Source organism: Lentzea sokolovensis (assembly GCF_033949975.1).
In the GTDB taxonomy this organism is placed as follows: Bacteria; Actinomycetota; Actinomycetes; order Mycobacteriales; family Pseudonocardiaceae; genus Lentzea; species Lentzea sokolovensis.
The window spans coordinates 23,676-46,277 of sequence record NZ_JAXAVU010000018.1; the positions used below are offsets into that span (position 1 = coordinate 23,676).

Consider the following 22,602-nt stretch of genomic DNA (forward strand, 5'->3'; position numbering starts at 1 on the left):
CTCACCCCGCCAGCCCGCGTGCCCACGCGTACACGCCGAGCACCTGCAGCAGCACGGGAAGGGTGGCCGCGGCCATGAGCCACTCCACCCAGTGGGCGCGCTGCACCCAGATCGGCACGAGCCGCCGGGTCGGTGGACGCAGCACCGCCAGCACCATGGCGACCAGGACCGCCACCAGCACGGTGAGCACGACGACACGCCAGCCGAAGGTCAGCGTGGAGCCGTGGATCAGCGCGAGCCGGACGCATCCGGCCACCCCGGCGAGGACGAGCGCGATGCGTTGCCACGCGTTGAGAAAGCCTCCCGCGCGAACCAGTGCGGAGGTGGTGATCAGCAGGGCGAGCGTGGTCGGTGCCCAGCCCGGCGCGTCGAACAACACCCGGCAGCCGAAGACGAAGACCAGCGCCGCGGTGACGGTGAGGATCGTCAGGTAGCGGTCGGCGTTCTTGGTGCGTTCCGCGATCTCCTCGGCGTCGAGAGGCTCGATGTCAGTCTGCAGTTCGCCCGCGGTGCGCGGCAACTGAGGACCGCGCAGCCGAGCCGTCCTGATCACCAGCTTCGGCACGCCGATCAACGCCGCGAGCGCGATCGTCGCGAAGACACCCGCGGCGCTCGCCGGCTCCAGCGGCACGGCGAGGTGGGCCCAGGTGGTGAGGAACGCGGTGAAGCCGGCGCCGAACAGCACTCCGATGGGCACCACCGGCAGTTCCGGCGCCCACAGCACGGAAATACCCCACAGGCCGGCCGAGACGGCGGCGAGCCCGAGGCCGCCCACGGCGACCGCGCCGGGGTGCAGGTCGAACGCCGCGGTGACGCCCTGCGCCGCGACGGCGGCCGCGAGTCCGACCAGCAGCGCGCCCGGAACCGCGAACACCAGCGCGAGCGGCTGGTCACCGACCTTGCGGGAGACCGGCACCGAAGCCCCGGCCAGCAGCAGGCCGAGAGTCCCGCACGTGGCCGCCGCGGACACGGTGGTACCCGCTCCCAGGGCCAGCAACGCCATCAACGCGACCGTGGCGACGCCGAGTGTGAGGAACAGCCACCGCCCGAACTCCGGGCGCCAGCGGTCCTTCTGCCTGCCGACCGCGGTGGCCATGCCGTCCGCCATGTCGTCGAAAGCCAGTTCCGGCAACGCGTGCGCCGTCGGCCGGAGGTAGAACGACTCGCCCTCCAGCCACTCCAGGCTCTCCGGCGTGCCCTCGGGGTCGAACGGCGCACCGTCGACCCGCTGCAGGACCCAGGACTGCTCCCCGGTCACCTCGACGCCCGCGACGACGTGCTCGCTCGAATCGGTGGTGTGCTTCAGGAGCACGGGCAGGAGACTCGCCACCGGCACCGACACCGGCACGGCGAGGTCGGCACGGCCCGCCGGGCCGAACACCGTGATGCGGCAGAGTTCCGTCTGCGAACTCGTCATGACACATGTCCCGTCTGCACGAGCCGGACGCCCTTGCGGTTCACCAGTTGAGCCCGGCCGGGCACCAGCTTGCGAGGCGTCGCCTCACCGAGGAACTTCCCTTCCTCCTTGGGGTACGAGAACACGACACCTGGTGTGCTGAGCTCCCACATCCGTCTGATCACTGGATCGCTGAGCGCTCTCATGGCGCCTGAGGTGGTGCGCGCGATGATCACGTGCAGTCCGATGTAGACACCCTGGGCGAGCACGGGCAGCAGCGCGTCGAGCGGCGACTGGCCCGCCCCCGAGCTGAACAGCTCGTAGTCGTCGACGACGAGGAAGAACTGCGGCCCCTCCCACCAGTCGCGGCGGCGGAGCTGGTCCGCGCTGACGTTCTCCCCCGGCACCCGGCGGGACATGGAGACAGCGGCTTTGGTGGCCAGGTCCTTCAGCGTGTCGCTCGTGATCGCGTAACCGACCCGGTACTCCTCCGGAACCGCGGTGTCGAGCTGCCGGTTGGGATCGCCCATCAGGATCTTCGCCTGGTCCGGACGGTAGTGCGAGATGATCGACCGCAGGACCGAGCGCAGCATGGTGGTCTTGCCCGTCTCGCTGTCGCCGAACACCAGCATGTGGGCCGTCTGTTCGAAGTCGTGCCAGACCGGTGCCAGCCGTTGCTCGTCCAGGCCGATGCAGATCCGGACGTCGCGTTCGGGCCGGGGCAGCTGTTCGAACGGCAGCAACGACGGAAGCATCCGGACGGGCGGTGCCGGGTCGCCCGGCCAGAAGGTCGTGACCTCCTCCGCGACCGTCTTCGTGGCGGTGGCCAGATCGTCCGCGGCCGAGCTGCCGTCCATCCGCGGCAGACCGGCCAGGAAGTGGAGCCCGCTGAGCGTGATGCCGCGTCCTGGTTGCGAGGGAACGGTCTGCGCCTTGCGGGACCCGACCTCGGACTCCATCGGATCGCCGAGCCGCAGCTCGAACTTGGTGCCGATGAGGTCGCGCAGCGCGGGCCGGATCTCCGACCATCGGGTCGCGCTCATCATCACGTGAATGCCGAACGACAGGCCGCGCGCGGCCAGGTCGTTGATCCGCGGTTCGAGATCGGTGTAGTCCTGCCGGATCGTGTACCAGCCGTCGATGATCAGGAACACGTCTCCGTACGAGTCCTCCAGCTCACCTGTGCGCCGCAGGTTCCGGTACGCCGCCATGGATTCAAGGCCGCGACTGGTGAACACGGCCTCGCGGTGCTCCATGAGCTGGAGCAGCTCCGCGATCGTGCGGACCACGCGGTCGTGTTCCAGGCGGGTGGAGATGGACCCGACGTGCGGCAGCCCCGAGATCGACATGATGCCGCCGCCACCGAAGTCGAGGCCGTAGAACTGGACCTCCTCCGGGGTGTGGGTCATGGCCAGCGACAGCGCGAGCGTGCGCAGCAGCGTCGACTTGCCGGACTGCGGCGCTCCCACCACCGCGACGTGGCCGTCGGCGCCGGACAGGTCGGCGATCATCAGCTCGCGCACCTGCTCGTAGGGACGGTCGATCAGGCCCACCGGAACGCGCAGCCGGCCCTGTGCGGCGGGATCCTCGACGGTCATGCCGCGCACCGGATCCGGCAGCACGCTGGGGAGCAGGGAGTCCAGACTGGGCGACTCGGCGAGGGGCGGCAGCCACACCTGGCGCGCGGCGGGACCGGCGCCGACGAGCCTGCCGATGAACGCCTCGGCGAGGCTGACCGAGGACGTCGCCGGCGCGGCGGGCTCCTCGTCCTCCACGACGATCAACTCACCTGCCGGCACGGCCCGAGCGACGTCGTCCGCGACGACGAGCTGACGCGCCGGGCGTGCGTGCGTGACGAACGGGACGACCTCCTGGATCGCCTGCCGCGCTTCGTCCGTCTGGTCCTGCTTCGGCAGAGGTGCCGGGCCGGACACGTAAGCGCCCTTGAACCGCACCAGGTTGTTCGTGTCGATCTTGAGAAAACCGTTGCCCGGCTCGGAAGGCAGCTCGTAGGCGTTCGCGACGCCGATGACGCTGCGCGACTCCATCGAGGAGAACGTGCGCAACGCGATCCGGTACGAGAGATGTCCTTCGACGCGGTGGATCCGGCCCTCGTCGAGACGCTGCGAGGCGAGCAGGAGGTGTACGCCGAGGCTGCGGCCCAGCCGGCCGACCGAGACGAACAGGTCCATGAACTCCGGCTTGCTCGCCAGCAGCTCGGAGAACTCGTCCACGACGAGCAGCAGCGTGGGGAACGGTGCCAGCGCCTCCCCCGCCACCCTGGCCTTCTCGTACTCGTACAGCGACGGGTAACCGCTTTCCCGCAGCAGCTCCTGACGGCGGATCATCTCGCCGTTGAGCGAGTCCTGCATGCGGTCGACCAGGGGCAGCTCGTCCGCCAGGTTGGTGATCACGGCGGAGGTGTGCGGCAGCTTGTCCATGCCGAGGAAGGTGGCGCCGCCCTTGAAGTCGACCAGAACGAGGTTGAGGATCTCCGACGAGTGCGTGGCGGCGAGCCCCAGCACGAGGGTCCGCAGCAGCTCGCTCTTGCCGGAACCGGTGGCACCGATGAGCATGCCGTGCGGGCCCATGCCTCCCTGGGCCGACTCCTTCAGGTCGAGCTCGACGACCTCGCCCTCCTCCGTGACGCCGATCGGCACGGACATGCGAGCGCGCTGGGCGTTGCGGGGACGCCAGTGCTGCGGGACGTCGAACGTGTTGACGTCGCGGATGCCGAGCAGCGTGGTCAGCTCGAAGTCGGACTCGAGCGGGCGCTCGACGAGGTCGACGTGACCACTGGTGCGCATCGGCGCCAGCCGCCGGGCCAGCACCTCCGACTCGATCCGGCTCAGCTCGTCGCGTGACGCGACGCCGGTCCCGTCACCGGCGGGGAACTCCACCCGGTCCTCGACGGCCGTCAGGCGGAGCACCTTGGCGCCACCGGGCAGCATGCCGGTGATGTCGAGCAGAACCACGTTGCGCAGACCGACGTCGAACAACCGCGAGGACTCCGGGATCACCGCCAGGTGGGCGACCACCACGACGAACGGTTCGGCGTTGCTCGGCGCGACGATCTTGTCGTGCGCGCCGCGGTCCGTGACGTCCTTGCCGAGCAGGTCCATCAGCTCGTCGTGGTCGCACGCGAGCATCCGGACCGGTCCCGCGTCGTCACGCGCAGACGGGTGCATGTTGTGCGGCAACCACTTGACCCAGTCCCATTCGGACCTGGTCTCCTCCGTGGCGAGCACCGCGACGCGCAGGTCGTCCGGGCCGTGGAACGTCACCAGTTGAGCGATCATGGCGCGAGCCAGGCCGAGCGCCCGGTCCGGGTCGCCCGCGAACTCGACGCTGGTGAAACTGCGCAGCCCCACCGCGATCGGGATGCCCGACACCGTCCGGTAGGCCTCGCTGAACCGGCGCAGCGAGATCGCCGACAGCGGTTCGAGGTCCTCGATCGGCTTGGTGGACGGCGGCACCAGCTCCAGCGCCGCCTGCTGGGTGCCGAGACCGATGCGCACCCGGCCGAAGTCCTCGTGGCTCGCCCGCCGCTCCCACAACCGGGAGCCGCCCGCGACGTACCACAGCCAGCTCACCGGCGGGTTGTTCCACAGCACCGCGGCCCGCTGTTCGTCCGCCGTGGCACGGGTGCGCTCGCGCATCTGCCCGATGTAGCGCAGGTAGTCCCTGCGCTCCGCCGCCATCTTGCGCTTGCGCTCACCCGCCGCCCGGCCCAGCTGGCCGAGCCCCATGGTGATCATGACGATGCCCATGCCACCGCCCATGACGTAGGTCATCGGCGAGGTACCACCCGCGCCGGAGAAGGCGAGGATCATGACCATCGCGCCGAGTCCCATCGGAAGGACCATCAGCAGCGACGAGAGGTCCCGCGCCGCCGGTTCGGCGAGCACCGGCGGCTCCTGCAGCTCGATGTGCCCCTGCGGCATCTCGGGCCCGGTCGCCCGCGGAAGGCGTTTGTACGTCACCGTGGGCATCGGACGTTCCTCCCGCCCCTCATTCGAGAACCCCTGTCTGCCGGGACGTGCTCGGGCCGCCCCACGCCGAACCGCTCTCGTTGAGCAGATCGGCCGCGGACCGCTCTTCCTGCTCGGCGTCCTCCTCCACTTCCTCCTGCTCCGAATCCGTTTGCGCGGCCAGGAACTCCTCGCGCTCGCCCGCGGGCACCGAGTACTCGTCGCCGCACGACGGCGGACGCTGCCAGGAGTCGACGACCGTGGACCCCTCGCCCGGCTTCCGGCGGCGGTAGGTCGCGTGCTGGGCGACCGGCTCCCAGGGCTCGGACGACCTTTCGACGACGTCCACCGTCAGCTCCGGACTGTCCCAACCGGCCTTCTCGGACTTGGCCATGACGAGCGGGGCCACTACCGCCGACAGCAGGAGGTTCTCGGCTCCGACGTCCCAGGCGCTCGTGTCCTGGACCGCCTCGTCCGAAGCGACCACGGCGACCGAGTCGAGGCCGGGCGCCGGTGCTGGTCCCTGCACCAGCACCGGCGCACCACCTGCGGCCCGGTCGTGGTCCTGCTCTCCGGGCTCGCCGAGGGGGCTGCCGGCGGATTCCTCGCCGACAGCACCGCTTTCGGTCACGTGCGGGAACGCGAGGCCGTCCGCCTGGTTCTGGGCGGCGACGGACGGGCTCGTGGCTGGAGCGCCCCCGGGCCGGGCACCCGGTGACGTGCCCGCTGGAGTGCTCGAGGTGGTGCCCGATGGCGTGCCGGGCGGAGTGCCGCCAACGGGCGACACGTCCGGCACCATCGGGATCATCATGCTCATCGGCAGCGCGGCGACCTGCTCGAACCGCGTGCCCTCCGAGTCCAGCGGCGTGAACTCGAAGTCCTTCAGCCACTCCGCGTCGGCGGGGCCGAACTCCTCGTCGCCGAACTCCTCCACCACCTCCGGTGCGTCAGGCAGACTCGCCCACGTCTCCGGCTTCGACGGCGACGCGGTGCCGAAGTCGGCACCGGGCGCCGTGTCGGCAGCGACGGGAGACCAGGGTTTCGAGTTCCCGCCGAGCAGGCCGGACGAGTCCGGTCGATCCGCGGCCGCACCAGGCTGACCGCCCATGCCACCACCGGCACCCGGAGGCATCATCGGCGGCATCATCATCGGCGGCGGCATCATCGGCGCACCGCCGAACGCCTGTTGCCCCTGCGCGGTCTCGGCCCGCTCGCCCGCCGACTCGCCGGGCGCGTCACCATCGGGCGCGCTGCCCACCGTCGCCGTCGCGCCAGGACCGGCTGCCGCCCACTCCTCGGGCTGCACGGACGGCAGACGCACCGCGTCCGGCTCGCCGAGGGTCTCCGGTACCTCGATGTCCCACGGCTTCGTGTTGCCGCCGAGCAGACCCGACGAGTCCGGCCGATCCGCGGCCCCACCGGGCTGACCACCCGTGCCACCAGCGCCAGGAGGCATCATCGGCGGCATCATCGGCGCGCCGAGCCCCGGCCCGGAGCCGATCTGCGGCGGGGCGGCCCATTCCTCGGGCTTCCCAACCGGTGGCGTGTTGCCGCTGGGGTCACCGAGCGACGGCGCCGAACCCGGGTCCCACGGCTTCGTGTTGCCGCCGAGCAAGCCCGACGAGTCCGGCCGATCCGCGGCCCCACCGGGCTGACCACCCGTGCCACCAGCGCCAGGAGGCATCATCGGCGGCATCATCGGCGCGCCGCGGTCCTGCCCGGAGCCGATGCCGGGCAGCTGCGGCCGGTCCTGGCCCGAGCTGCCCTCGGTGCCGGGCGGCGCGGGCAGGTCGAGGCCTGGCGGACGCGGCACACCGCCGCCGGAACCGGTACCGGGAGGTGCGGGCACGTCGAGACCCGGTGGACGCGGTACACCACTGCCGGAACCAGTACCAGGCGGTGCGGGGACGTCAAGACCGGGCGGGCGAGGCACGCCGCCGGAACCGGAACCCCCGCCCGCGCCGGGGAACGGAGGCACGGTGAGCGACGGAGGCCGGGAACCGGCACCGCCGGTGCCGGTTCCCCCGCCGAGGCCGAGCGGCGGAGGCACGAGCCCGCCCGCGCCTGACCCCGGCGGGCTGGGAATGTCGAGGTTCGGCGGAGTCAGACCACCCGCGCCACCCCCGAGCCCCGGCGGCGCGGGCACGTCCAGGTTCGGCGGCGTCCGGCCGCCGGCACCACCGCCACCGAGTGCGGGCGGCGGGGGCACGCTGAGGTTCGGCGGCGCGATGCCACCGGCACCACCACCGGCACCACCACCTGCTCCACCACCGGCACCTTCGAGATCGGGAGGAGGCGGCACGTCCAGGTTCGGCGGGCGGTTACCGCCACCGGCACCTCCGCCACCTCCACCGCCGGCGCCCCCACCCTCGCCACCATCTCCACCGGGGGGCGGGGGAATGTCCAAGTTGGGCAGGCCGTTGCCGCCGCCACCCCCGCCACCGCCACCGCCACCGGTACCGTCGTTCAACCGAGCGGTGAGAGCGGCGAGCAGGTCGTTGGCCCCGCCACCGCCACCACCGAGCCCGCCGGTGCCTCCGCCACCGGGCGGCGGAGGCGCGAAGTCGTTGGGATTCGGCGGGGTGATGTCGCTGAGGTTGATGACGTACTGGCCCGCGAGCTGCCGCATGACCAGCTTCATCTTCTCGGTGAGCTCCGCGACGAAGTCCGGGAACTGGGAGATCTGGATGAGGCCGTTGTCCATGGTCCGAGCACCGAGGGCGCTGGCGGATCTGGCGTACTCGGTGTCGAGCCACTGGATCGTCTCCTGGGCCCACTGCAGGTAGTTGCCGCTCCGCCACAACTGGCTCGGCACGTGGTTGCGGCCGACCGAGTCCCCTCCTCCCCCGTTGATCTGCTCGGCCTTGGCGTGGAGCTTCGCGGCGAAGAGCCGGGTCATGGAGAGGAACTCGGCTGAGGCGGGGGTCTTCCACGCGCCGTTCTCCCCAGCGAGCGCCTCGGCCTGCAGCCTGATGCTGTCGGACACCAGTTGCATGCCCTCGCGCGTCCGGTCAATGGCCTGCGCCGCGCTGCGCAGCGACGCGGGGTCGGCGACCTCCATCGGGCCGTCCGGAACTCCCGCGGCGGGCATCGCGGAATAGCCGACCACCGCAGCCTTGATCTGCTTCCAGTCCCAGCTCTCGAAGTCCCGGTTGTCCGAGGTGTTCCCACCGGGATTCGCGAGGATCCCCCCGCTCGGACCGAGCGTGAACCCGTCCTTGTTGTACTTGTCATCCTCAGGCATTGCCACCCACACCTTGGTTCGGACGGGCCGCCAGACCGTCCACTGACGACTGGCCGGTCACCGGGACTGGTCCGCGGGACACCGCACGACCGGGTCCGTCCGCAGTGGACGGACCCGGCGTGGTTCAGATCACTTGGCGGCGCCGAGGGAGAGACCGGAGATCTTCGCGTTCACCCCGGTCACGATCTGCTTGAAATCGTCGGCGTCGAGCTTGGTGAGGTCGTCGGCGGTCTTGTACTTCGCCGCGATCTCCCGGCATTTGACGACCATGTCCTTCATGATCGTCTCGGCTTCGACGAGCACCGAGCGGATCGAACCGACCAGCGAGGCCCCGCCGTTCTGGCCGCCGTTGCCGACCACCGTGGCCTCGAGGTTGTTCGCGGCACCGAAGGCACCCGCGCCGAATCGCTTGGACAGGACGAAGTCCATCGAGTCGATCATGTTCGTCATGAACGGTTGCAGCGCTTCGAGGTTGTTCGCGTAGGTGATGATGGCGTCGACGTTGACCACGTTGAGGCCCTGCCCCGGCGTGTCCACCCCACCGGGAACGGGGGGCGGCGGCTGCCACGGGAACACGGCGTCCGGGTTCCAAGGGTCGCCGGCGGCACCGGCGGTGCTCGGGGTCCAGTCCGGATTCGGATAGGGAGTTCCCTGATCCGTGTGGTACTTGTACAGGTCTTGCCTGATACCCATGGGAAACCAGTCCAATCCAATTGTTGCGCCACGGGCAAGCCCAGCCGGACGAACGTCATCCGCACGGCCGGGCCTTGCTGATCGGTGTCACGAAAAGCGCCGCTACCACATTTCCGCGACGTTGGCATCCGTCCGCTGGAGCGTCTGGGTCATGCGGTTGAGCACGTCGGACGCGACGCCCAGCGACCGTGGCATCGTGTCCGCTGCCCCGTTCCACCGCTGCTGCGCAATGGCGTACTGGACCGGCGCGTCGCCGAGCCAGCTCGCGAGATCGTCTTGGAGGTTCCGTTCCATCGTGACGAGCAGCTGCTTGATGGCCAACGAAACTTCGTCCGCGTGACCGATGAACGCCGCATTCTCGGAACGCTGGAACGTGTAACGCGTAGACATGAAAATTGTCCTTTCGAACGAATCCGGGTGGTCAGAGTCCCTGCAGCGGACCTGCGGCCATGCTGTTCATCTCACGCGCCGCGTCGTCGGCCATGCTGACGGCCTGGTTGTGACCGGTGTCGAAGCTTTCAGCGCTCTGCTCCAGCTTGGCGGCCATCCGCGTCAGGGCGTCAATGACCGTCCGGCCGTTGGTGTGCCACCCCTCCATGGAGCTCAGGAAGGCCTCGGCGCCACCACCGGTGAACGTGCGGGACAGGCGGTTGGCGGCATCGCCCACGTTGCCCCTCAATTCTTCGATCTGCGACGCCGCGCCGCGCATCGCGCCGGCCGCATTGCGCATCGAAGCTACGGCAACCGAGTTTTCATCAGCCATTTGTGCGTCCTCACTCAAGTTTCACGAGGTGATCCACAGACCGTGGAAGATGAGCCACCGAAAGAGAGGAGCTCGCATCGGACGCTAATCATCGAGACGGAGATCACGCAACCAGCGTTGCCCGAAAGATCCACGCCAGGTTCCCTTGCAGACATCAACCGCCTTCAACGAGCTCTTCTTCCGCCAATGGGGAACAAACCAGGCCGCAGGTGTCCAGCACGTCTCAGTTGGTATGAGCCGCCGAAATACCAGAATCGTCGACGACCAGCAAATCCCGAGCCCGCTGCCGACCACCCGAAGTTCACTCGAACAGTCTGATCGGCAGAATCACCAGCTTGGCGTGAATGCCCGAAAGCGCCGCGAACCAAGCCCTTCTCGACACGACCCGACGGCCTCGGCTCACTTGAATGTTCATCCGGGCAACGAGGAATGCCCGAACACCTCCAAGTCACCTGGTTGCCGTGATCCGGAAGTTACTTTCCAGGGATGCGACGCTCCGCCTTGTGTGCCTTCATCGCCGTCAGCGCTCTCACTGGCGGGTGCGCCAGCGAGAAGACGGAGCGTTCGCCACCGGTCGAGAGCGTGGCCCCCTGGCGCATTCCCGTGCCCACGCTGGTTCCCACGGTCACCGCGACCCCACGCACCGCATCGACCACGACGACAACCGCATCGTCGCCCGCCAGGCCGTCGACGACGAGAAAGCCTGCGACGACGACACGGACCACCACGACCACGACGACACCGCTCACGGCAGCTCGCACGTCAGGGCCTCCAGCCACGACCACACCCCAGAGCGCTTCACCGCCACCGCCGACCACCGCTCAGCGGGGGCAGGGAGGATGACGATCGCGCGTCGACGCACCGGTTCAGCGCCGCGTCACGACCGCTCCGGCGGGAGGTCGGGGTCGTGCCGGTACACCGGCTCGCCCGCGAGTCCCGCTCGCACCGCGGCGCTGATGGCACCGCCGCTGAAACCGTGCTCCGCCAGCAGTTCCTGACGGGACGCGTGGGGCAGGAACCGACGCGGCAGCCCGAGGTTGTGCACCGGAACGGCGATTCCGGCGTCCGTGACGGCCTGGGCCAGCAGGCTGCCCGCCCCGCCGGTCCGCCCGCCGTCCTCGACGGTGAGCACGAGGCGGTAGCGGCCCGCCAGCGCGACGACCACGCGTGGCGCCGGCACGATCCACCGCGGATCCACCACGGTCACCCCGATGCCGTCCACGGCGAGCTCACGGGCGGCGTCGAGGCAGACAGCGGCATTCGGCCCGATCGAGACCAGCAGGACGTCCTCCGGGCCTGACCGGTGCAGCACGTCCACCCCGTCGACCTGGCCGACCGCCTCGATCTCCTCCCCCGCCACCGACTTCGGGAACCTGACCACCGTCGGCCCGCTGGTCACGCCGACTGCCTCGCGCAACAGCTCGCGCAACCGGCGGGGGTCGCGCGGTGCCGTGGCCCGCAGGCCGGGGACCGCCGCGAGCAGGGCCACGTCCCAGACACCGTGGTGGCTCGGGCCGTCCGGGCCGGTGACGCCCGCGCGGTCGAGCACGAACGTCACTGGCAGCCGGTGCAACGCCACGTCCATGACGACCTGGTCGAACGCCCGGTTCAGGAACGTCGAGTACACCGCGACGACTGGGCGGCAACCACCGAGCGCGAGACCCGCCGCGGTGGTGACCACGTGCTGCTCGGCGATTCCGGCGTCGACGACCCGATCGGGAAACCGCTCAGCGAACCGGCCGAGCCCGGTCGGCAACAACATCGCGGCGGTCAGGCACACCACGTCCGGCCGCTCTGCGCCGATCGCCGCGATCTCCTCGCCGAACACGTCCGTCCACGTGGGACGGACGGCGGGCGGCACGCCGGTGACCGGGTCGATCACCCCGATCGCGTGCATCCGGTCGGCGTCGTCCGACTCCGCGGGCGCATACCCCTTGCCCTTCTGGGTCAGGCAGTGCACGACGACCGGCCGGCGGAGTCCGCGCGCCTCTCGCAACGCGCGTTCGACCGCAGCGACGTCGTGTCCGTCCACCGGCCCGAGATGGGCGAACCCCAGCTGCTCGAAGATCGAAGGCGTCGCTCCGGGCGTGCGCAGATCACGCAGGTGCGCCGCCAGACCGCCGAGCGTCGGACCGTAGGACCGCCCGTTGTCGTTGAGCACCAACACGATCGGCCGGTGAGAGGCACCGATGTTGTTCAGCGCCTCCCAGCACATCCCCCCGGTCAGCGCGCCGTCACCGACGACGGCCACGACGGACCGCGCCCGCACGCCGGCGAGCTCGTCCGCCCGCGCCAAACCGTCCGCATAGGACAGGGCGGTCGAGGCGTGCGAGTTCTCGATCACGTCGTGCACCGACTCGGCCTGGCTCGGATAGCCGGACAGCCCGCCCCGGGTCCTCAGTCCGGAGAACCACTCCTGCCTCCCGGTGAGGATCTTGTGCACGTACGCCTGATGACCGGTGTCGAACAGGATCCGGTCCTCGGGCGAGGAGAACACGCGGTGCAACGCGATGGTCAGCTCGACCACGCCCAGGTTCGGCCCGAGGTGGCCGCCCTGCCGGCACACGGTGGCGATCAGGAACTCCCGGATCTCCCTCGCCAGAGCCGAAAGCTCGCCGGATCCGAGCTGACGCAGACTGCGGGAGCGGTGCGTCGCGGTTCGTGCCTCGGTCATCGCTCTCACTCCGCTCGCTGAGGTGTGGAGGCACAACTACGCCCCCGTTCGGTACAGCGGACAGCGAGGCGGCCGCGCAGGGCCCGGAGGGGCACGGATTGGTGCACTTCGACAGCAGCGGTCTGGTCAAGCGGTGCCGCAGGAACTCCCATGGACGTGGGGCCGGAACGAGAACAGGAGGTGATCGCATGTTCGAACAGGCCGCACGACCGAACGAGACACAGATGGTCCACGACCCGTTGCCGACAGCTCCGTGCACAGTGGTCTGGAGCAAAGGCCACGCCTACGTGCTCGACGGTCTGCGCTGCCGCTGGGAGGGGGTCGACGAGCGCAACCGGCCTCGGCTGTTCACCGGCGCCGAGCTCGCCCGTCGCGGCTGGAGCCGCCGCCGCTGATCATCGGCTCACCCGATGAGAACGCGCTCCCGGCCGCGGACGGGCACCGGAGCCCGGCAGGCGCGCAGGGCGTACGGGGTGGCGGCCGTGACGGCGGCCAGGAGCGCGGCGGCGCGGGGGAACCAGCGACGGGCGGGATCCGGGCTGCAGAACCACTTCCGGTTGTCCGGGAAGGACATCGTCATCAGCGGCAGCCTGAGGACGAAGGGCACGGTCAGGTACCGGACGCCGGGCGGCATCTGGAACTGCCCGAACACCGTGTCGTCGGCCTCACCCAGGAACGTGACGCGCGGGACGGGTTGCTCCACGTGCAACGCCGCGGTGTGGATGTCGTTTCTCTCCAGCACTTCCTGCACCCGTGCCGCGCGCTGGGCGGGTACGTCGAACGCCACGGTGCCGCGGCCCAGGGGCAGGAACACGTCGTCGTCCCGCACTTGGACGGGCCAGAAGTGGCAGTCGCGGTACCAGGCGGCGGCGGACTCGACCGCGGTGGATCGCGCTGATCTCATCGGCGGACTCCTTTGCGTCGTGGAGACACCAGTGCAGCATCCACACGGACCGCCAGGACGTCTTCGGATCTCAGGGGCCCCAAGCCGTGCCCGGCTGTGCAGCAATGCTGGACAGGACGGGCACGCATCGGCCGGAACCACGCCGACGGCATCGTCGCTGTGACTTCATCGGTGTGTTCCACGTTTGCAGTGCGCTCAACGGAGGATTTCGGATGTACACGTCGCCGGACCGTGCGACCGACCAGAACGACGCCGACATGGTCTGCGCCGCACGGGTTCACGACTACCTCCGCGGAGGCGGGCACAGCTTCTCCTTCGACCGGCTCTACGCCGAGGCGGACCCCGAGGTCGCCGGCATTGTGCGCGGGATCCTGCGCCGCGAGCACGAGTTCCTGAACCTGGCGGTGCAGTTCATGCTGGACCGGGGCATCCGTCAGTTCCTCGATCTGGGCTCCGGGCTTCCCGCGAAGGGCGGCGTTCTCGACGTGACCGCCCAGCACTGCCCGGAAGCACGGGTGGTGCACGTGGACACGGACCCGGCGGTGGTCGAGCACGGACGTCTCATCGTCGGCGGGCAGCACGAGCGCGCGCACTTCCTGCTGGCCGATGCCACCCGCCTCGACCGGGTGCTCGTGCCCGCCATCATGGAGGGAACGCTGGAACTGCACAGGCCCATCGGTGTGCTCGCCATCGGCTTGGCGCACCTCCTGGAGCCGGCCGCGCGCGCACTCTCGTTCCTGCCCTCGTACGGCGCGATGCTCGCCAGCGGCAGCGCGCTGGCCGTCACGCACCTGGCACCCTGGTTCGCCGGTCGCCTCACGGCCGAGGCGGCACCGCTCATCGCCGGTCCCGGCGGGTCGGTGCACCCGCGCAGGAGGCGCAAGGTCGCGTTGATGTTCGAGGGCTTCGACCTCGTGGAGCCCGGCATCATCTCGTTGTCGCACCAGTGGGCCTGGGGGCTGCGCGCTCCCGATCCGCAGCCGGAGAACGTGGACACGACGTTGCTGGCCGGCCTCGGCATCAAGCCGTGACGCCGGTGGGCGTGGTGGCCGGACCTGCTCCGGCCACCACGGTCACCGGGCTACGCCGAAGCGACAAGCGGTTCCCGGCGGTCCACGGGCAGGTCCTCGTCGAACCGGCGGGCCGCGATCTGCTCCAGCTCGGCGACGAGCACGACGCTCTCCTGCTCGTTGGGATCGGTGCGCGCGACGACACCTTCCACGGGTTCGTCGGAGAGGTTGGTGGCCAGGTGCGGAATGCCCGCAGGGATGTAGATGAGCTGGCCGGCCTTCGCGTCCACGAAGTGCTCGAGGCTGTGCCCGAAGTAGGTGCGCGACCATCCCTTCGAGACGTACAGCGAGGTCTCGTGCTCCTCGTGCAGGTGGACGTGTCCCCTGGTGCGCGGCGGCATCGCGATCAGGTGCATGCAGATGTTCCTGGCGTCCACCGACTCCTTGCAGACGCCGGCCACCGTGCTCATCTTCTGCTTGCCCTCGTAGGTGGACACCGCGTCCACGACCTGCACGGTCGGAACACCGCCCGCCAGCGCGGGATCACGCGTCCGGTCGCCGCTGAAGTAGCAGTCCCAGTCGCGCAAACGCCCGCTGACGTCACCGCAGTACGCGCGCTCGGCCTTGATGTAGGTTCCTCTTCCGGCACCGTACGACCAGCCGATGGCGCGGAACCCGTCCACGTCGTGACAGGGCGCCTTGCCGAAGAAGTCGTCGATGCGCTCCGGCAGTGCCGGCATCTTCTCGACAGGCACGTTGAGGGCGTAGAAGCACGCGCGCTCCGCGTGGCCACTGGTCGCCGAGAACGTCACCGCCACGCAGAAGTCGTGCGGCACAACGGCCTTGATGTCCTCGGCGGTGCTCCTGTCCGGTCCAGCCATGCCGAGCAGGGACAGCACCTCCGTCGCGCGTTCGGGCGTGAGCGGGCCGCGGACCCGGAAGTAGACGTTGAAGCTGTTCCGCACGTGGTCGGCCGCGACGAACCTGATGTGCGTCAGGCCGAAGCGGACGAACGCCGCCAGGCTGGCGCGCAGGGTCTCGGGCACGCCGGGCCGGTCCAGCACCTCGATGGTGGGCCGCGGAGCGCCGAGGTAGGTCCAGATCTTGGCCAGGCCGTGGGTGCCGTCGAAGTCGCCGCACTGGATGGTGTCGGGGCCGAAGTCCTCGTACCACGCGGAAGTGAGGCTGGTCAGCGTGCCCTCCGGCACGAGGCCCGCACGGAGCGCGGCTTCCGTCACGTCGTCGCGGCCGCGCGCGAAGAAGCGGTAGTACAGGCTGTCTCCCGGACGGCTGGTCGTCTTCCACAGCACCGCGCCGGTGTGGAAGTGGTCGGAGAACGACGTCACCGCGGCGCGGACGACCTCGGCATCCCACGGCGCGTCCAGTTCTCGCGCGAGCTGGGCTCCTTCCGACAGGAAACGGGAAACATCGAACTCAGTGCGGGATGCCGACATCGGAGCCTCCAAGGAAACGCGGTAATGCGGTGGCGGAACTGGAAAGTCGTTGTTCAGCTGCTGCTGTGCAGGTCCCTCGGCAGTGCGAAGACCTGTCCTTCCTCGGCGGTGACGACCTCGTCGGGCCGCGGCCAGCCGCGCTCAGCGAGATGGCCGATCACCTGGCGCACAAGATGTTCGGGTGCGGACGCGCCGGCTGTGATCCCCACCGTGCCGACGCCGTCGAGCCAGCTCTCGTCGAGGTCCGCGGTGCCGTCCACGAGATGTGCCGCCCGTGCGCCCGCTCGCAGGGCCACCTCGACCAGCCGCAACGAGTTGGAGGAGTTGCGCGACCCGACGACGAGCACCAGGTCGCACTCGGGCGCGATCCGCTCGACCGCGGCCTGCCGGTTCAGCGAGGCGTAGCAGATGTCGCTGCTCGGCGGGTTCTCCAGCAGGGGAAACCTCGTGCGCAGCCCATCGACGCGGTGCATCACCTCGTCCGGGGTCAACGTCGTCTGTGACAGCCAGACGACCTTTCCGGGATCCGCGACCGCCACCTCGGCGACATCGCGCTCCGTGTCGACAAGCCGCACCCGGTCCGGTGCTTCACCGAGGGTGCCGTCGACCTCCTCGTGTCCTTCGTGTCCGACCAGCAACACGTCGTATCCCGCGTCGGCATACCGCACGACCTCCTGGTGCACCTTGGTCACCAGCGGGCACGTGGCGTCGATCGTCCGCAGGTCGCGTTCGGCTGAGGCAGTGCGCACCGCCGGGGACACACCGTGCGCGGAGAACACCAGCACGGAGCCTTCCGGCACCTCGTCCACCTCCTCGACGAAGATCGCACCCCGGTTCGACAGGTCGGCCACCACGTGCGTGTTGTGCACGATCTGCTTGCGCACGTACACAGGTGCGCCGTAGGTCTCGAGAGCGATCTCGACGGTCCGGATCGCGCGGTCCACCCCGGCGCAGAACCCGCGGGGAGCGGCGAGCAGGATCTTTCGCGTCGTTCTGTCTTCGCAGTTGGGCATGCACGAGCTCCGCCTCTGTCGCGTGTGGACACAAGATCGAAACCTGCGGCTGCGGTCACGCCGAAGCCAACGTACGACCTGGCGGGATCGTGGCGCCCCGCAGACGGGGCCAACAAGCGGGTGGTTGCGCGCGAGGCCCGTCGGTACTCGGTTTCATGCCCTTGTGAACAGGCTGCTGCGACAGGCGGGTGACGTCATTCCTTGACAGCGATGGCCGCCAGCACCGGCGCGCTGCCGATGCGTCGCGCGCGCGTTCCCCATTCGTGAGGCAACGCGACGACGCCCGGTTTCACCAGCGCCAGCCCGCCGAACATCGAGGCGAACTCCCGCTGCTCCCGCGGATGCACCGCGCCACCGACCAGCTCGGCCACCTCGGCGGTCCCGTTGCAACCGTGCCAGCGCGTGAGGTGTGACGCCGCGAACATGCTCTCCGACGCCAGTTCCGCGCTGTAGCGCGGCAGCAGGTCGTGCGGCCGGTCCTCGCGAGGGATCAGGTGCAGCAACCCGACCGCCACGACGCCCGTGGGAAGGCGTTCGTCCAGCATGCCACCGGCCATGACGGCCGAGACCACGTCGGACACATCGGACGCGTTGAGGCACAACAGGTACCGGGCTTCCGTTCCCGCGGTGACCAGCCGCGCCCGTTCGATCACGCCGGGGTCGTGGTCGACGTGGACCACCCGGACCGCGGGCCGGGCCAGGCCACCCAGGTCGTGCGGGCTGCCCTCGCCCGGCACCCCGCTGCCGAGATCGAGGAACTGCCTGATCCCGTGGTCGAGCATGAACGCGACGGATTGGGCGAGGAACGCCCGTTCCAGCTGGATCACCCGTCGCACAGCCGATCCGGCGTCACCGGAACCTGCGGCCATCCCGCGCCCTCCCCGAAGCAGCACCACCCACCACGCACCAGATCACGCCGCTGTCGACAGACCGTCGACACGGAGTGAACGACCAGGCAGGGATCGCGCGGCTAGCGGATCGGGTACGCGGCGTTCTCGATCTTCCACCGCACGTGGTTGTCCAGGGACTTGCTGCCGATCTTCCAGAGGGTCTCCTCGATCCCGCCGGAGGGGAAGAGCGTGTTCGAGGCGACGGAGTTGATCCCTCCCCGAATCGCACCGGTGGCCCCGTTCAGCAACATGTCCTTCCAGATGTCCTCCGGCCTGCCGCTGCCGCGCGCCCAGTCGGCCGCGGACTTGGCGGCGCCGTTGGCCAGGCCCTTGAAGGAGTCCTTGGGGATGTCGTAGAACAACGTCTCCTGCCACGTCTTGGGTGAGCCGAACGACGTGGCCCACGCGTTGTTCGCCCGCATGAACGCGAGCTGCTGACCGATGGTGGTCTGGTCACGTGCGAGAGCTCGGGCGTGGACCAGCTCGCGCCACGCCGCTTCTCTTGCGGCGGCCAGGTTGGTCTGCGCCACCGCGGCTCCCAGGTCGTTCCTGGCCGTCGCGGCCTTCCGCACGGCGGCGTCGAAGTCGACCTGTGCCCTGGCGAAGGCTCGCGAGGCCTCGGCTCTCCCGGACTCGGCCAGTGCCGCGGTCATCCGGGCGTCGGCCAGGTCGCGGAGCCCGGCGTCTGCCCGCCTCGTGTTGCCCGCGGCCCGGTACAGGTCTGCCACCGACGCGGCGTCCACCGCGCGTTTCCGGGTCGCGGCGGCCACGCTTTCGTTCGCCCGCAACGTGATGGACGCGTCCGCGACGGTCGCGCGAGCCCTGTTCACGCCGGCGGCGGCGCCGCTGCTGCGGATCCGCTCCACGCGGCCGAGGTTCCGCGCGTCGGTGAGGGCACCGAGGAGCCGGGGGCCTTCCAGCGGTCCACCCCGCACCCCGAGGTCCCGCGCGGTCCGGTGTGCGTTCTGAGCGTTGCGGAGCAACGGGTTCGGTGCGGGCTTGGGGGTCGGCGCCGACCTGGTCCCGACGCTGTTGACGAGATCCCTGGCCTGCTTGTCGAACGTCACGAACGACGGCAGGCCGTCCGCCCCGATCTTCGGCTGGCCGGCGTTGTCGAGCACCTTCGTGACGCCGCTCTTCTCCAGGCCGCCGACGAGTCCGCCGACCGCGCCGCTGATGCCCGCGCTGATGAACAGCTGCTCGGGATCGATCTGCCTTCCGGTGAGGCCGCGCGAGACCAGGTTCGCGGTGAGGTCGACGACGACGTCGCGCGCCGCCTCGATCGCCATGCGTCCGTAGCCGATGCTGAACCGCGACGACTTCCAGGTCAGCTCACCGACCTTGGTGATCCACGCGCGGGCGCGGATCAGGAACCGGACCAGGGCGTCCAGCGCCTTCCCGAGCGCTTGCAGCACTCTGGAACCGGTGGTGACGAGGTATGCCAACCAGGACTGCGCCCACGCCAGCAGAGCGGGGAACAGGGAGGCCGCGGCGTAGAACGCCAGCACGGCCGCGATCTGCACCGCCAGTTCGATGATGATCTCGACCACCATCCGGTGCGTCCTGGCGTGCTGTTCCTGACGGGCGGCGACGGCCGCCGTGGAGCGCTCCGCCTGCTCGGCCTGGTGCACGAGCGTCCTCATGCGCGCCTCGAACCCTTCCGCACCGGGCCCCGACCAGTTCGTCATGCCGTGTGCGGAGATGTCGGTGAGGGTCGTGCGATACCTCTCCAGATAGGCGGAGATGTCGGCCCACCCCTGCGCGTTGTGGTCCAGCGTGGCCACGTTGCCGCCGGGACTGCTGAGACCGGCCTCCGCCAGCGCGTCCGGCATCAGAACGCTTTCTGCAGTTCGGTGGCCTCGAGCGTCGTCTCACGATCCGCGTCCGAGTACATCCGCGCCTGCTCTTCGAGGCTCTGCGCGGTGGTCACGAGATCGCGGTGCATCTTCTCCAGCCGCTCCACGGTGTCCTGCGTCGTGGCCCGGTACTCCCGCTCGGCCTCGGAGGCGTTCGGCGTCTCCCCGTACGCGCCCCGCGTGGTCGCGGCCTGTTCCTCGAACGCCCGGATGCGCCCGTGCAGCTCGGTGGCGAGCTCCCTGCATTCCCGGCTCGTTGTCCGGAGGTGGTTCACGTCAACGGAGACGAGGTCCGGCATGATATTTCCCTTCACTTTCCCGCTACGCATTCGAGAATGCCAGAAGAAAAGAGCAGCGAAGGCGCAGTTCCTCAATTGTCGATACCCGGTCGCCGGAAGTTCACCTGCTCCTTTACGAGCGCGAACAGGGCCGCTGCGACGCAGGGGGGAAAGGGCATCTGAAACTGCCCGAATCACCATTCTCGTCGCGGCTGCGAGTCGTCGGCCGTTAGGTTCACCGCCGATGGATTTCGAATGCCCGAGGAGATGCCCGTGCAGAAACGCCGCGCAAGCGTTGTCACCGGACTCGTCGCACTCGGAATCCTCGGCGGCTCCGGCACGGCCGGCGCGCACACCGCGGATGTCGCCGCCTCGTGCACCGCCGGCCGGACGACCCTTTCCATCAGCATCGCGAACTACAACGGCAGCCAGCCGAACTCCCTGCTCGTCGCCGACAACGAAGCCACCCTCGCGGCCACCACGTCCTTCGGCACCGAGTTCCGGCTGACCCGGATCTTCGACGGCGCCGCCGAGCACACGTTCACGGTGTCGGTGAAGGCGTGGGACGACCCGTCCGGTGTGCACGGCTGGTCGTTCATCAGGAAGATCAATGTCCCCCGCTGCACCTCGGCCCCGCCGATCAAGCCCGTCCCGGCCGGTGAGCCCGCCCCGCCCGGCAGGCCCGCCGCCCCGGCCGCGGCCTCCAGCACCAGCCCGGCCCCGGCGGTCTCGGCGCCCTCCTTCGTCCTGAGCACGACCGAGGCGCGGTCCGTGCTCGCGGGCGAGGAGGTCCCGCCTTCTCCACGAGCCCCGATCGGCCCGCTCGTGTGGTGGGCCGCGCTGACGAGTCTCCTTCTGCTCGGCGCGGGCGTGACCACCGTCATCGCCCTGCGCCGCAGGAAGGTCGAGGCGCCGGGGGGAGCCGGCGCCTCGACCGTCGACGATCGATCACCCTGATCCGATCACGCACATCCGCGAGCCGTCAGAACGGCAACGGGCGCTGTCCACTCTGGACGGTGACCCACACCAGGTCGGTGAAGTCGTTGACCGACTGCGGTCCCGACCGCCCCCACCCGCTGTCGCTGACGCCGCCGAACGGCGCCTGGAGCTCCTGGTCGATGGTGGGCCCGTTGACGTGCACGGCCCCCGACTTCACCCTGGCCCCCACCTCGAGACCCCGGCCCGCGTCCGCGGTGAACACCGCCGAGCTCAGGCCGTAGTGCGACCGGTTGGCCAGCTCGATCGCCTCGTCGACCGTGTCGAACGGTGCCACGGCGACCACCGGCCCGAACGTCTCCACGGTCGCCATCTCCGCCTCCAGCGGCACATCGGCCAGAACGGTCGGTTCGTAGATCAGTCCGTCGTAGGTGCCTCCGGTCAGCACTCTCGCGCCGAGCGCCACCGCGTCCGTCACGCGGCGGTGCACCTTGTCCAGTGCCGCCTGGTTGATCAGCGGGCCGATGAACGTGGCGGGGTCGCGCGGGTCTCCTCGCCTGAGCTCGGCGGTCTTCTCCACGAACTTCCGCACGAACGCGTCGTGGAGGCCGCGCTGCACGAGGATCATCCGCGCGGCCATGCAGATCTGGCCCTGGTGCAGGAACGCGCTGAACATCGCGGACCGAACGGCGTAGTCGAGGTCGGCGTCGTCCAGGACGATCATGGGGTTGTGGCCGCCGAGCTCCATGACGGTGCGCTTCAACGCCCTGCCGGCGCGCTCGCTCAGCATGCGGCCGGTCTCGACGCTGCCGATGAAGTTGATGCAGCGCACCCTGTCGTCGTTGAAGAACACGTCGGCGATGGCCGGTGCGGCACCCGGCGCGTGGGGCACCACGTTGACGACACCCGGCGGGAAGCCCGCCTCGTCGGCCACCTCCGCGATGACCAGCCCGGCCGACACGGGCGCGAGTTCGGACGGTTTCAACACCACCGTGTTGCCTGCGGCGAGCGGCTGCAAGGCGGCCTGCCAGCCCAGGATGCTCGCCGCGTTCCACGGCGAGATGCACGCCACGACGCCCAGCGGCCGGCGCACCGTCGTGGACGAGACGCCCGGCACGTCGGACTGCAGCACCTCGCCCTTCGGCTGGTAGACCCAGCCGGCGGCGTGCCGCAGGAACTGCTGGACGAGGTCTTGTTGCAGCATCGCAAGCATCGTGGTGCACCCGGTCTCGTGGACGAGGAGGTCGACGAGCTCGTCACGCCGCTTCGCGACGATCTCCTCGGCGCGGAGGAACAACGCGGCTTTGCGCGCCGGAGGCAGGCTCGCCCACTCTTCGAACGCCTCCGCGGCGGCGTCGACGGCGAGGACGGCGTCCGCCTGTTCACAGGCCGCGACCTTCGCGAACACCTTCCCGGAATACGGCTCGTAGACGTCGAAAGTCCCGCTGCCGGCGGGCGGATGCCAATCCCCGCCGCGGAAGTAGGTGTCTCTGGTCATGGTTCCTCCAGCGCACGAGATG

The 22,602-nt window shown here is 69.9% G+C and carries 18 protein-coding genes; 3 read left to right on the forward strand and 15 right to left on the reverse strand.

All coding sequences use genetic code 11. The features are described 5' to 3' along the window. Position 1: 1 nt before the first annotated feature. The 8 genes from eccD to SK854_RS45680 all read right to left on the reverse strand — a co-directional run bounded on the left by eccD (position 2) and on the right by SK854_RS45680 (position 12,741). Positions 2 to 1,417, reverse strand: coding sequence for a type VII secretion integral membrane protein EccD (gene eccD / locus SK854_RS45645; RefSeq protein ID WP_319981455.1), 1,416 nt, complete (start codon positions 1,415 to 1,417; stop codon positions 2 to 4). Further along, the gene (gene eccCa, locus SK854_RS45650; RefSeq protein WP_319981456.1) at positions 1,414 to 5,388 is read right to left on the reverse strand and encodes a type VII secretion protein EccCa; all 3,975 of its coding nucleotides are present in this window, start codon (positions 5,386 to 5,388) and stop codon (positions 1,414 to 1,416) included. Before eccCa ends, eccD begins: the two co-directional genes overlap by 4 nt. A 19-nt stretch (positions 5,389 to 5,407) precedes the next feature. Then, a complete protein-coding gene (locus SK854_RS45655; RefSeq protein ID WP_319981457.1) occupies positions 5,408 to 8,611 on the reverse strand; it encodes a hypothetical protein in 3,204 nt (1,067 codons plus the stop codon). Positions 8,612 to 8,740: 129 nt separating this feature from the next. Beyond that, complete coding sequence (locus tag SK854_RS45660) at positions 8,741 to 9,304, reverse strand: hypothetical protein (protein WP_319981458.1); 564 nt, start codon at positions 9,302 to 9,304, stop codon at positions 8,741 to 8,743. 102 nt (positions 9,305 to 9,406) lie between these two features. After that, on the reverse strand, positions 9,407 to 9,694 hold the full coding sequence (locus tag SK854_RS45665) for a WXG100 family type VII secretion target (RefSeq protein ID WP_319981459.1): 288 nt from the start codon (positions 9,692 to 9,694) through the stop codon (positions 9,407 to 9,409). 31 nt (positions 9,695 to 9,725) lie between these two features. After that, entirely contained in the window at positions 9,726 to 10,067 is a 342-nt protein-coding gene (locus tag SK854_RS45670) for a WXG100 family type VII secretion target (protein ID WP_319981460.1), read from the reverse strand. Between the two features lie 473 nt (positions 10,068 to 10,540). Then, entirely contained in the window at positions 10,541 to 10,816 is a 276-nt protein-coding gene (locus SK854_RS45675; RefSeq protein ID WP_319981461.1) for a hypothetical protein, read from the reverse strand. Between the two features lie 128 nt (positions 10,817 to 10,944). Continuing rightward, positions 10,945 to 12,741, reverse strand: a complete 1,797-nt coding sequence (locus SK854_RS45680) for a 1-deoxy-D-xylulose-5-phosphate synthase (RefSeq protein ID WP_319981462.1) — start codon at positions 12,739 to 12,741, stop codon at positions 10,945 to 10,947. Between the two features lie 188 nt (positions 12,742 to 12,929). On the opposite strand from SK854_RS45680, the gene SK854_RS45685 reads away from it, so the two are divergent. Beyond that, complete coding sequence (locus SK854_RS45685; protein ID WP_319981463.1) at positions 12,930 to 13,136, forward strand: hypothetical protein; 207 nt, start codon at positions 12,930 to 12,932, stop codon at positions 13,134 to 13,136. Positions 13,137 to 13,144: 8 nt separating this feature from the next. On the opposite strand, the gene SK854_RS45690 is transcribed toward SK854_RS45685, so the two are convergent. Then, the gene (locus SK854_RS45690) at positions 13,145 to 13,645 is read right to left on the reverse strand and encodes a hypothetical protein (protein WP_319981464.1); all 501 of its coding nucleotides are present in this window, start codon (positions 13,643 to 13,645) and stop codon (positions 13,145 to 13,147) included. 212 nt (positions 13,646 to 13,857) lie between these two features. Between SK854_RS45690 and SK854_RS45695 the strand changes: the two genes are divergently transcribed. Continuing rightward, positions 13,858 to 14,676: an SAM-dependent methyltransferase gene (locus SK854_RS45695; RefSeq protein WP_319981465.1), complete on the forward strand. Its 819-nt coding sequence runs from the start codon at positions 13,858 to 13,860 to the stop codon at positions 14,674 to 14,676. A 50-nt stretch (positions 14,677 to 14,726) separates the two neighbouring features. Here SK854_RS45695 and SK854_RS45700 read toward each other — a convergent pair whose 3' ends face one another. From SK854_RS45700 to SK854_RS45720, 5 genes are all read right to left on the reverse strand, one after another. Continuing rightward, on the reverse strand, positions 14,727 to 16,109 hold the full coding sequence (locus SK854_RS45700; protein WP_319981466.1) for an aromatic prenyltransferase: 1,383 nt from the start codon (positions 16,107 to 16,109) through the stop codon (positions 14,727 to 14,729). A gap of 53 nt (positions 16,110 to 16,162) precedes the next feature. Continuing rightward, the gene (locus SK854_RS45705; protein WP_319981467.1) at positions 16,163 to 17,122 is read right to left on the reverse strand and encodes a 4-hydroxy-3-methylbut-2-enyl diphosphate reductase; all 960 of its coding nucleotides are present in this window, start codon (positions 17,120 to 17,122) and stop codon (positions 16,163 to 16,165) included. A 194-nt stretch (positions 17,123 to 17,316) separates the two neighbouring features. Continuing rightward, positions 17,317 to 17,991 carry an SAM-dependent methyltransferase gene (locus SK854_RS45710; protein WP_319981468.1) on the reverse strand — a complete coding sequence of 225 codons (675 nt, stop codon included), beginning with the start codon at positions 17,989 to 17,991 and terminating at the stop codon, positions 17,317 to 17,319. A 101-nt stretch (positions 17,992 to 18,092) separates the two neighbouring features. Next, a complete protein-coding gene (locus SK854_RS45715) occupies positions 18,093 to 19,844 on the reverse strand; it encodes a hypothetical protein (protein ID WP_319981469.1) in 1,752 nt (583 codons plus the stop codon). Beyond that, on the reverse strand, positions 19,844 to 20,167 hold the full coding sequence (locus tag SK854_RS45720) for a hypothetical protein (protein WP_319981470.1): 324 nt from the start codon (positions 20,165 to 20,167) through the stop codon (positions 19,844 to 19,846). Before SK854_RS45720 ends, SK854_RS45715 begins: the two co-directional genes overlap by 1 nt. A gap of 252 nt (positions 20,168 to 20,419) precedes the next feature. Between SK854_RS45720 and SK854_RS45725 the strand changes: the two genes are divergently transcribed. Continuing rightward, entirely contained in the window at positions 20,420 to 21,103 is a 684-nt protein-coding gene (locus tag SK854_RS45725) for a hypothetical protein (protein ID WP_319981471.1), read from the forward strand. A gap of 25 nt (positions 21,104 to 21,128) precedes the next feature. Here the strand turns inward: SK854_RS45725 and SK854_RS45730 are convergent, their stop codons facing one another. Further along, positions 21,129 to 22,580: an aldehyde dehydrogenase family protein gene (locus SK854_RS45730; RefSeq protein WP_319981472.1), complete on the reverse strand. Its 1,452-nt coding sequence runs from the start codon at positions 22,578 to 22,580 to the stop codon at positions 21,129 to 21,131. Between the last annotated feature and the right edge of the window lie 22 nt (positions 22,581 to 22,602).

Excerpts from the sequence above, each read along its gene's own strand:
- eccD (WP_319981455.1), bottom strand. The coding sequence starts at position 1,417 with ATGACGAGTTCGCAGACGGAACTCTGCCGCATCACGGTGTTCGGCCCG.
- eccCa (WP_319981456.1), bottom strand. The coding sequence starts at position 5,388 with ATGCCCACGGTGACGTACAAACGCCTTCCGCGGGCGACCGGGCCCGAG.
- SK854_RS45655 (WP_319981457.1), bottom strand. The coding sequence starts at position 8,611 with ATGCCTGAGGATGACAAGTACAACAAGGACGGGTTCACGCTCGGTCCG.
- SK854_RS45660 (WP_319981458.1), bottom strand. The coding sequence starts at position 9,304 with ATGGGTATCAGGCAAGACCTGTACAAGTACCACACGGATCAGGGAACT.
- SK854_RS45665 (WP_319981459.1), bottom strand. The coding sequence starts at position 9,694 with ATGTCTACGCGTTACACGTTCCAGCGTTCCGAGAATGCGGCGTTCATC.
- SK854_RS45670 (WP_319981460.1), bottom strand. The coding sequence starts at position 10,067 with ATGGCTGATGAAAACTCGGTTGCCGTAGCTTCGATGCGCAATGCGGCC.
- SK854_RS45680 (WP_319981462.1), bottom strand. The coding sequence starts at position 12,741 with ATGACCGAGGCACGAACCGCGACGCACCGCTCCCGCAGTCTGCGTCAG.
- SK854_RS45685 (WP_319981463.1), top strand. The coding sequence starts at position 12,930 with ATGTTCGAACAGGCCGCACGACCGAACGAGACACAGATGGTCCACGAC.
- SK854_RS45690 (WP_319981464.1), bottom strand. The coding sequence starts at position 13,645 with ATGAGATCAGCGCGATCCACCGCGGTCGAGTCCGCCGCCGCCTGGTAC.
- SK854_RS45695 (WP_319981465.1), top strand. The coding sequence starts at position 13,858 with ATGTACACGTCGCCGGACCGTGCGACCGACCAGAACGACGCCGACATG.
- SK854_RS45700 (WP_319981466.1), bottom strand. The coding sequence starts at position 16,109 with ATGTCGGCATCCCGCACTGAGTTCGATGTTTCCCGTTTCCTGTCGGAA.
- SK854_RS45705 (WP_319981467.1), bottom strand. The coding sequence starts at position 17,122 with ATGCCCAACTGCGAAGACAGAACGACGCGAAAGATCCTGCTCGCCGCT.
- SK854_RS45710 (WP_319981468.1), bottom strand. The coding sequence starts at position 17,991 with ATGGCCGCAGGTTCCGGTGACGCCGGATCGGCTGTGCGACGGGTGATC.
- SK854_RS45715 (WP_319981469.1), bottom strand. The coding sequence starts at position 19,844 with ATGCCGGACGCGCTGGCGGAGGCCGGTCTCAGCAGTCCCGGCGGCAAC.
- SK854_RS45720 (WP_319981470.1), bottom strand. The coding sequence starts at position 20,167 with ATGCCGGACCTCGTCTCCGTTGACGTGAACCACCTCCGGACAACGAGC.
- SK854_RS45730 (WP_319981472.1), bottom strand. The coding sequence starts at position 22,580 with ATGACCAGAGACACCTACTTCCGCGGCGGGGATTGGCATCCGCCCGCC.